Raw genomic sequence first — 10,194 nt, 5'->3', positions numbered from 1 at the left:
GGCATCTTCACCATTACATGATCTGGCAACCGATTTGCCGCTGCCAACCGCCATATGTTCAGCAACGACGGTTAACCTTGCCGCTCTTCGTTTATCACCTAGCTCAGCATGATGAAAGTGATCGGCTGCCCATTGGCTCGGGTTAAAAATTGACATGGAAAATGGTGAAGTAAATGAATTTGCATGATCAGATCATCGGCAGTCAAGAGAGTTCCGTTTTTTTACTAATTATTTGTGTAGAAGAGACAGATTGTGACCTGTGCATCCAGATCTGGGGCTAAAGAAAGTAATTCGTTAATTTCATCTTTAAAACTATGTAAACTTATAATTGTAGGTTGTTCACCAACACGGAATTGATGTTTAAAGTATGGTGGCGATCGACCTTGGTTTTCTAAAACAATATCTATTTCGAAGTTAGCAGAGCATTCAGCTGATGCAAACAAATGTAAACGACTGCCGAGCAGATCATCTATTGATAAGTGCTTCTTGAGAGGCTCCCCTATAGCATCAAATACAAATGCTCCTTGTCTTGGATAAGGCAGCTTTATATGAATTGGGGTAGCCATTAAGTTTGGTGTAATACTTAGGGTCAACTCTGATGGCGGTAGTCCGTCACAAGATAACTGTAAACAAACTCCGTCGGGTGTATCTTTTTTGATAAAAGTCACTCTATCGGTTGATATGCTGTAAATCATTTTGTTTTTTGTTGTTATATTTATTTCACCCTGACCGATCTGTATTCCTGCTTTAGTTGAAATTTTCACTCCAGGAGGTAACAGGCCTATTCGTTTTCGGAATAAGGTTTCACCATGTTGGTTTTTTAATGCAAATGTTTGGCGACCATAAAGTTCGTGCAACATTAATTCTGACTTAGGTTGGCCACTTATGTATTCAGTTAAAACATGATCCAAAGAAAGGTCACTGTCTATAAACCGGTATTTAGGCAGTCCTAGATACGTCGCACTAGGTTCCGTGTCGTAAGTTATCATGTCCCCGAATAGGTTAAGTCCTAACTCGGCTGTTGATGTATTCAATGATTTAACACGATATTTATCATCGTCAAGGGTTATAACAATTTCACCTTGAAGTAATATGAAATTGGGTTTTGAACTATGAATATTTTGTGGCCATGACGAAACTTCACCGTTAATGATGTTGTAATTAGACGATTTTGGTAATATTAAATACAACTCTTCTTTGTGACTAAATGTGGCTTGACCAGCATATTTATACTCGCCATCTTGCTTGATAAATCCAACTGGCATCTCATTGAGAAACACACTAGTGTTATCCAATAACCATCGAGCAATTTCGTTTCCACCTTGCCTAGCTACAACTGACAATTGAGTCTCGGATGATTTTCTCAACACCCTAATACTTCGATTTCTAACTTTGATTAATGCGGACTCACCTGTTCCATTTATATATGAAACACCTAAATTTTGTAAATCCTGGGTTGATTCCGCCAAAAACAACTCTAATCGGTTTGATTTAAGTTGATGTGGTTGTGTTTTCATTATGAGTTCATCAGGTAAAAGCAATTTTGTAGTGATGGTTAGCTCATTTATATTTAGGTAATGTTCTGTTAATAACTTTTTATTAAATTTGGTGCGTTTAAAACCTTCATGACTTGCTTGTAATAACCAAGAGTTAACGATGTTTGTTCCAATACTGTTATCTAGAGGAATTGGGAAATCTTCGCGCCATTTGGGTGAAACATTATCTAGGTAGTCTGCGGGGTTTGATTTGTTTTCTAATGCAAAAATATCCACAAGATTGACCAGTTTTTCTGTCATTAAAGTGATTAATTGAATAGATTCTTGTTCATTAAATGCTTGAGGTAACGATTGAACATTGATGGCTACAAGCTTTTCAATTGGTTCTCCAAGTAATTTTGCTACCGCGACATTTTTCAAAATCCGCTTAAGGACTTGCCCAAATTTATTGTCATTGTTACTTAACAATTTAAATGGAAGTCCTCCTTCTGAAAACAGAGTACCTAAAAAATTACGGCGTTCGGTGTAAGTTTTTATAGGTCTCAGCCAATAAGATTCAATACCTTTAAGCACTGTTTTTTCAATTTGAGACGGAGTTAATTCATCCCCCAAATCAACCCATATAGCATGCCAACTCCAACCATCATTGCTTTCATAGTTACGCTGATACCATACGGAGCAATACAAGCAAAAAATGGCTGCCCATGAAATATTATTGTATCCATGAAGTTTACTGTCTTTATGCTTAAAAACTAGTTCTTTAAGTAACGTATATTCAGCTTCAGTTGCTTGATATTCATATAATGGCTTACCTGTAGGTTGCCGTAATCCTCTGTCTTTTAGAAATTGACCAAGCCATTGTGATGGGGTTATTAATTGATTCATTTTGAATGACTCCCTGTCATATCATTTGTTTAAATTCTTGATTTTTTTCAATTAAATAGATTTTATTGCCTAATTGAACATCAAATTGAGTAATGAAATCTTGAATAACATCTGCTTGCTGCTCGCTAAATACCCCATCTAATCCCATGTCATGGACTTGAGTAAATGGTGCATCATAAAGTTGGGATATTTGTATCGACCCATAACGAATTAAATGATTTTGCAACATGCTAATAAAACGCTGTTGTTTGGCATTCATGTGGGTATGGCTTTGTTGAACAAATTCAGTAAATTTTGTTTCAATATTGTCTTTATCCATTCCGACAATAGTGCGCAATATTTTGTCTAACGTGGCGGTTGATTCAGGGAAAAAATCTTTTAGGGTATTTAAATCAACGTTCGGATTTTGGGTATGCACAAGGGAGTTTAGTTTTGCTAAATCATCCTCTGTTACCGGATCGCCATTGCGAATTTTCTGCAGAACTAGGTCCGTTGCAAACAATGGCGAAAGTGTTTTTTCTACCTCTTGACGAAATATTTGATAGTCGATAGAGACAATTTTTGTTGGTCGTGTTGTTTCGCGTATTTCACTAACCTCTTCTTTTACGTCAATAACATAATCAACTGTTGGAACTTGAGCAGTTTTGTCGCGTAAATGAATGATACTGCGCAGTGCTAAACGACTTTGTTCTAATGCATCAAAGGTTAGCAAGTCCCAGTATGTACGGGTTTGAATGTTGGCAATATCTTTCGCTTTTGCACGCACTTCATTTAGGTGCATTTGTAATGACTCTACCTTGCCCATTAAACTTTGTTTAACAAGATCTATTTGATTGGGATCGGTAAACATTAGCATTTGAATGGTGGCAATTTCATTATCCAATTTATAGGCTTCAGATTGCCCCATTATGTTACGCCATTGCATTAGTGGTGCAATATACTCAAACAAATTGGCTTTTGTTTGTGGCGCAAATTGGTTAAGCGTTTTATCATCTTTACAGGATTCAACCACTTGCCAGTTATCGCGCACCGCGATAGTGTTCATATCAAGTGCTTTAATATCTTGATGGATAAGCTTTATCACGGCATCAAAGGTCGTTATGTCTGCCTTTTTAAGCGCGGTTTCAGCCAGTAACAGACGGCTTTCAAACAGTTTTTGCGTAAGAGATTTAGCCTGTTTTACATCTTCTTCGCTTGGGTCCATATCGAAGTAGTTGAAGTTTTCCCAGTGGTCAAAAATTAAGAAGTGGGTTTTATCTTTGCCTTTTCCGTAGAGATCTTTGCATAGGCGTGTGCCACGACCAATCATCTGCCAAAATTTGACTTTTGACTTAATGGGTTTGGCAAATACAAGATTTACGCATTCTGGAACGTCAATTCCGGTGTCGAGCATATCTACTGAGATAGCAATGCGAGCACTGTTTACTTCATTTGATTTAAAGTCATCAATTAACTCTTCTGCCCGTTCATATTTTGAATGGATAACGCGACAAAAGTTACTGCCTAATTGAGGATACATTTCGCCAAACAGCTGCGACAGGAGTTCAGCATGAGCAATGTTGCGGGCAAATACTATGGTTTTACCAGGTAGTTGACCGTCACTATCACGCAGGCCTTTTTCCATTAAATTACGTAAAATAACGCGATTGGTGTCTTTATTTTTTACCGCTTCATCGACTTGTTTAGCGTCAAAGTTTAACTCGTTAGGGTCAAAGCCTTGATCTTCTAATTGTGCGATTTGTTCATCTGTGAGGTTATCTTTTTTGATACCTTCGCGTAAAAATTTAGTGGTTAAACTAACAATTTTATAAGGTACTAAGTTACCTTCTTCAATCGCCTTTTCTAATGGGTAATTAGCCGTAGGCAATTTGAAATCACAACCAAATAACTGGCACGTTGAGCGCGATACCATTTCAACAGGTGTGGCGGTTAAGCCGACCTCTAGTGCATCAAAATATTTAAAAATATCACCATAAATATTATAGATAGAACGGTGTGATTCATCAGCGACAATTAAATCAAAATAACCAACATCATATTTTTGATAAATACTCATCATGCCAGGGTAAGTAGCAATGAATACCCTTGAATTTGTAGCTAACTCTTTTTTGGTTTTACCTACGATGTATAGTGGCTCATTGGTAAACTCATTAAAGGCATTGCCCGCCTGTTTACGTAGCTCTTTACGGTCACATAAAAACAGTACGCGTTTGGCCCAGCCTGCATCGAGTAGCCGTTTAGCCAGCGCAATAGATACACGCGTTTTTCCTGTGCCGGTTGCTTGTACGATAAGAGATTTGCGATGTTTATCGGCGAAACGTTCACATACACGAGTGATTGTTTCCATTTGATACAAACGGCCTGCGACATTGGTATCGATTGGTGTTTGATTTAAATCTTTTTTAAGGCCTCTCTGTTTAATTAGATATTGCAGCGAGTCTTTAGAGTAATAGCCGTAAAGTTTACGACTGTTATAGCCTTGGACATCGTCTAATATACGGATGTCGTAACCGTTAGAGTAAAATATAACCGGTCGTTGATTGTACTGTTTGTGGAGTGCATCGGCATAAAGCTTAGCTTGTTGCCTGCCTTTTTCGACAGATTCACGAGTCCGCTTCGCTTCTATTACTGCGAGTGGTTTTCCGTCATCGTCCCAAAGCACATAATCTACATAACCTATGCCTGTACTGGTAGGCTGATCAGTTACCTGTACTTCTTTACCTACTTCATCTGTGCTCGTTTCATCAAGAGACACCTGCCAACCAGCAGCCCGTAGATCCATGTCAATGATCCGCGCACGAGTTTCTGCTTCGCTAAAGTTAAAACTTGCAGTGATAAGTTTGTTAAGCGCCTTAATTTCACCGACTTTTGCTTCATTTATCGTTTGCTTGAGTCTTTCGGCTTCTTGTTGGGCTTGTTTTTGTGCTTGTTGAGACGCCTCTAATTCTTCTAACGCTTTTTTGAGCCGAGCTTCATTTTGGCTCAGCTGTAGTGCTAGTTGTTTATTTTTTTTAGTAAATTCAGCATCACCTTGATTTAAGGGCTGCTTTTGTTCTGGCGCAGTAAATTCTGGGCAATCAGCTTGTTTCCCATTTCCGTAAGCCATAAATAGATAACAGGCAACATAATAGCTTTCTTTTAAAATCCAAATAGCTTGTTGTTGATCGACTCGACCTTCGTGTGCCGCTTGATTACCGCTTTTGCGTATTGCGTGAAGTTTATCGGTAATTAAATTGGGGACTACGCTAGTGAAATCATCCGATGTGAGCTTGTCATAGATATTTGAATTGGGAAAAGCAGGTAATTGAAGTTCTTTATAAAAATAGCCGACAACCTGTTCAGCAAAACAGCGAAGTTTAACCAATGCACTTTGTGGATCTGATATCGCATACTCTTCAGCAAATGCTGCTAATTGATGGAGCTGTGGCCATTTTGTTTGAATATGCTCAAAATTCATTGATTGCTTCATTCCGTGTTGCTTCCTTATGTCCCTACTGCATTCGCAATAACAATGCCAATCTGCCGCGATGGTTATTTTTCTATGTCAATCTGCAAACGCTTCATCCAATTGGTTAGCGTTTGATGATCTTTTAAGCCCAACATTTGCGTGGCTTGCTTTTTTACATTGCCACTGGCCTTTAACGCGGCTTTGACATAGTTTTTTTGAATATCATCAGTGAGTTGAACTATATCAACTTTATCGTGAAGAGACATAGATATATCAGTGGCTTGTTGTGGTTTATGTGATGTAAGCAAGGCATCTGCAAGATCGTTAGCTGTGATAATGCTTGAGTCGGACCATAAGCAGGCCCGATTTAATGTGCTCCATAACTCACGAATATTACCTGGCCAAGCTTGATTGGAAATAAACTCTATTGCTTTTTCGCAAATATTCTTACTTTGATACTGAGGATGTTTGGACCCAACGTGATTAATTTGGCTAATGAGCTGATTGACTAATTTTGGGATATCTTGCTTTCTCTCTCTTAGTGCTGGCATTTTGATAATGCCGACCGCGAGTCGATAAAACAGATCTTCTCTAAACTGGCCAGCGGCGATCTGTTGTTGTAGATCTTGATGTGTGGCCGCAATGATTCTCACATCCAAATAAATGGGTTTATTGTCTCCAAGGCGATTAATCTCACCTTGCTGTAAGGCTCGTAGCAATTTAACTTGAATATCAAGAGGCAGCTCCCCTACTTCATCGAGAAAAAGCGTGCCGCCATCGGCTTGCTCAAATAGACCAGCATAGTCTTTGTCCGCCCCCGTAAAGGCCCCTTTTTTATGGCCAAATAATGTAGAATCTGCCAAGTTTTGCGCAAAAGCGCCACAATTGACGATTCTGATGGGTTTATTGGCCCTTAAACTTCCTTTATGGATGGCATGAGCCATTAATTCTTTTCCGGTACCCGTTTCACCTAAAATCAATGCAGGGACTTCAGCGGCGGCAATTTTTTGAGCTTTAACAATAAGGGCTTTCATGGCGGGTGATTGGGCAGTTAAAGCTGTAAACGCTGTGCTGTGCATGGATAAAGCACTTGCACTCGAGGCAATGTTCTTAGCGGCAGATTTGACATAGGTATGAATAAAATCGAGGGGGATATCCACCTCAATTAATTGATTATCTGGGGTGGTTTGTAAAAAGTGGGTATTGGGCTTTCCTTTACCTATAAGCACTGACAAAGTGGTCATGGTTGGCGTGCCGGATGTGAGGTTTATTGAAAGCGTTTGCGCTTCATCACTCAGTTTTGCTATCCAATGTTCGCTAGTTTTTGCAATTGACTGATAATCAATCGGGCTATTTATATGGGCTTTAAAGACTTGAATATCGTGAAAAGGACGCTGATTAATGGCCAGTTGTTTTTTTAAATAGCGTTCAAATTGTGGCCACAGCTGTTCATCTTTATTGGATAAAATAACTATTTTATCGAAGGGAATTTTGGATTTTATTGCCAAGGTTACAATTGCGGCGCCCTTGTCAGACTGCATGTTTTCAAGGTCTTTATTACCAAGCCAGGTAAGTAGTATGTTCAATGTGGTCACTCATCCATTAGTTTGTAAATAATATTACATCAAATAATTTTATTTACTACTAAGAAACGCAGCTATTAATCTTCTACGTACTCAATCACATCCTCTACTTTGCAACAAAAATAGTGACACAAAGAGTCGATGGCTTTGGTCGTCGTCGAGTATTCGTAGCTTGGGTTCATCATCTTAGATAAGGCCGTTCGATTAACACAAGCTGAATCTGCGACTTCCTGAAGTGTGATTTTTCTTCGCTCTCTGAATTCTTTTTCAGCAATTAACTCTTTGATTTTAAATCTAATCACTCAATTCCATCCTTAAAATACGTAAAAACATTTAAATGTTCCTTGTAAGAACATCGCCGCCATGCTTAAATGTTCCTATCAAGAACATTTGATCAACCCAAAGAACATTTCGAGGTATTTATGCCACAAACATTACTCAATGCAAAAGAACTTTCTCAAAGAATAAAGTTTAGCGCGCCTTATATCAACCATACATTGAAAGATAATGTTTTCATCGAAGGGGTTCATTACATAAAGCCATTCGGTGGTCGAAAAATTTTCTACATCTGGGAAGTAATTGAAAAGGAATTATTTAAACCAAGCTCCCCTGCTAAATTCATCATTCCAATGGCTAGAGGAGGTGTATGTCATGGCTAATATTCGTGCACGAAATGGTAAATTGTTATTTGATTTTACCTATCAGGGCGTTAGGTGTCGCGAACAGACCACATTGCTCGATAACCGGCTGAACCGTTCTCGTCTAATGGGAATGCTTAACACAATGGAAGCCGAGATAAGATTAAATAGATTTGTATTTAGGAATTATTTTCCATCAAGTCCACGATGCTCACATTTTGTCGATTCTGATGTGCTTATCGAGAACAATCTAGTCGAAGTACAAAAATACAGTGGATCAACATTACTCAGCAATATCCCCACATTCAGTTTATTTACCGCTGAATGGCTGGCTGAGAACCGGATACAGTGGAAAATTAGTCACTACAAGAATGTCGCTATGATATTTGAGCGTTACTTGATGCCTGAATTCGGGCATTTTCGTTTAGACGAAATCACCCGGCCACAGTTGATTAAATATCGGGCTAGTATCAGTGAACCGAAACGGAAAGGAAGGCAAGGTAAACTCAGTAATGACTGGATTAATCATGTTATGACTCCGTTGCGAGGGATCTTAAACGAAGCGGCTCTTCGTTTTGAGTTCCCAACGCCATTTACCAATATTAAGCCGTTAAAAATTGATAAAACGCCTATAGAGCCTTTCTCATTGGCAGAGGTACAGCTGTTTTTATCTAATGTTAGAGAAGATTTTCGTGACTACTATACGGTGCGTTTTTTTACCGCGATGAGAACTGCTGAGATCGATGGTCTTAAATGGCAATACGTCAATTTAGAGCGTGGTGAGATATTAGTTCAAGAGACTCTGGTTGATGGCAATGTCGAAACACCCAAGACATCGGCATCTTATCGCAGTATTCAATTGTCTCAACCTGTAACTGAGGCGCTTAAGCGTCAATTCAGCCTAACAGGGAGATTGACGTACGTTTTTTGTAACTCTAAAGGTAAGCCACTCGATCATCGAAATGTCACCAAGCGGATCTGGTATCCGGCGTTAACCGCTTTGAACCTCAAACGTCGTCGCCCTTATCAGACGAGACATACCTGCGCAACCTTATGGTTAGCCGCTGGCGAGAGCCCAGAATGGATTGCCAAACAAATGGGGCATAGCACGACCAAAATGTTGTTCGAGGTGTATAGCCGTTATGTACCCAATATCACAAGACAGGACGGCAGTGCTTTCGACCGCTTAGTAAAACAAATTCAGCTAGCTACATCAGGAGATCCCCATTATGAATAACGTTATATTTGCATGGGTTAAAGACATTAAAATCAGTGGTCATCTACCTACTGCTAACTGTGAATTTATTTCAAACCAAAAGACAATACATGCCATCACATCTGCAGATATTGCCAGGACATGTCAATTCAACTATGGGCTAGCTCAAATGAACATTACTCATGATAGCCGAGGTAATGTCGTTATCTGTGCGATGAAACCCATACTCACTCGTTACAGTGAAAATGAATATATTCAGTTAACTCAGCTACTGGGTTCGACAAAAGAGAAGTTGCTGGGTCGTTTTTTGAAGTTATTAAGCCTAGTGACTTGTCCTGAACTACAGCCCTTCGTCAATTTTATCTTTGAGAGAACAGACATTCTTAAGATATTTATCAAGGCCCAAGCCAGTTATCAGCATCACCATTCCTATGCCAATGGACTATTTGAACATAGCATAGAGGTCGCTGAGATGACCTATCACAATGCCAAACATCTACAGCATTCAGAAATCGAGTGTCAGACAGGACTGGTAGCGGGGTTATTTCATGATATTGGTAAAATTTATGCCATGTTAAACCAGCACATTGAACATTATGTGCCTGGCCCACATGAGAGCTACAACTTCGCGATTCTAGCTAAGCCTCTGGGTGAACTGGGCACCATCAACAGTAAGGTATTTGCTCTACTGAGCGACTTACTTGCTGCAAAACCCTATGGCCATAAAGTCCGCTATGCAATGGAATACGTACTTCAGCAAGCAGACCGCAGCTCTGCACAATCGGGGTATGTACGTGATCAGTTTAAGTCATTACCCGCCCACTATGATTTTAGAAAAGTCGGTGATTCTGTCATCCGAAGATTAAATTAAGTTGAGCAATCTTAATGATAAATGACGATAAAAAATGCTAATGTGACAACTGTTCCA

8 protein-coding genes are annotated in these 10,194 nt (G+C 39.3%); 3 read left to right on the top strand and 5 right to left on the bottom strand.

Translation table 11 applies throughout. The features are described 5' to 3' along the window. The 5 genes from L5M51_RS22830 to L5M51_RS07280 all read right to left on the bottom strand — a co-directional run. Window positions 1-156: transposase DNA-binding-containing protein (locus L5M51_RS22830; RefSeq protein WP_411569244.1), on the bottom strand; the 156-nt coding region annotated here is incomplete at its 3' end. Window positions 157-224: 68 nt separating this feature from the next. Next, window positions 225-2,381 (bottom strand): STY4851/ECs_5259 family protein, encoded by a 2,157-nt coding sequence (locus L5M51_RS07295; RefSeq protein WP_263172137.1) that lies wholly within the window; start codon window positions 2,379-2,381, stop codon window positions 225-227. Between the two features lie 16 nt (window positions 2,382-2,397). Then, the gene (locus L5M51_RS07290) at window positions 2,398-5,850 is read right to left on the bottom strand and encodes a DEAD/DEAH box helicase family protein (protein ID WP_226058614.1); all 3,453 of its coding nucleotides are present in this window, start codon (window positions 5,848-5,850) and stop codon (window positions 2,398-2,400) included. A gap of 62 nt (window positions 5,851-5,912) precedes the next feature. After that, window positions 5,913-7,424, bottom strand: a complete 1,512-nt coding sequence (locus L5M51_RS07285) for a sigma-54 dependent transcriptional regulator (protein WP_317629928.1) — start codon at window positions 7,422-7,424, stop codon at window positions 5,913-5,915. Window positions 7,425-7,489: 65 nt separating this feature from the next. Further along, entirely contained in the window at window positions 7,490-7,714 is a 225-nt protein-coding gene (locus L5M51_RS07280; protein ID WP_226058616.1) for a helix-turn-helix domain-containing protein, read from the bottom strand. 120 nt (window positions 7,715-7,834) lie between these two features. On the opposite strand from L5M51_RS07280, the gene L5M51_RS07275 reads away from it, so the two are divergent. The 3 genes from L5M51_RS07275 (at window position 7,835) to L5M51_RS07265 (ending at window position 10,137) form a co-directional block, all read left to right on the top strand. After that, window positions 7,835-8,071, top strand: a complete 237-nt coding sequence (locus L5M51_RS07275) for a hypothetical protein (RefSeq protein WP_076501618.1) — start codon at window positions 7,835-7,837, stop codon at window positions 8,069-8,071. Beyond that, window positions 8,064-9,287: a site-specific integrase gene (locus L5M51_RS07270; RefSeq protein ID WP_259528189.1), complete on the top strand. Its 1,224-nt coding sequence runs from the start codon at window positions 8,064-8,066 to the stop codon at window positions 9,285-9,287. Before L5M51_RS07275 ends, L5M51_RS07270 begins: the two co-directional genes overlap by 8 nt. A 148-nt stretch (window positions 9,288-9,435) precedes the next feature. After that, window positions 9,436-10,137 (top strand): HDIG domain-containing metalloprotein, encoded by a 702-nt coding sequence (locus L5M51_RS07265; RefSeq protein ID WP_159436990.1) that lies wholly within the window; start codon window positions 9,436-9,438, stop codon window positions 10,135-10,137. Window positions 10,138-10,194 lie beyond the last annotated feature (57 nt).

Source organism: Shewanella sp. SM73 (assembly GCF_025653795.1).
Lineage (GTDB): Bacteria > Pseudomonadota > Gammaproteobacteria > Enterobacterales > Shewanellaceae > Shewanella > Shewanella oncorhynchi.
The sequence above is the reverse complement of the archived record's forward strand: the minus strand, read 5'-3'. Positions and strand labels throughout refer to the sequence as shown.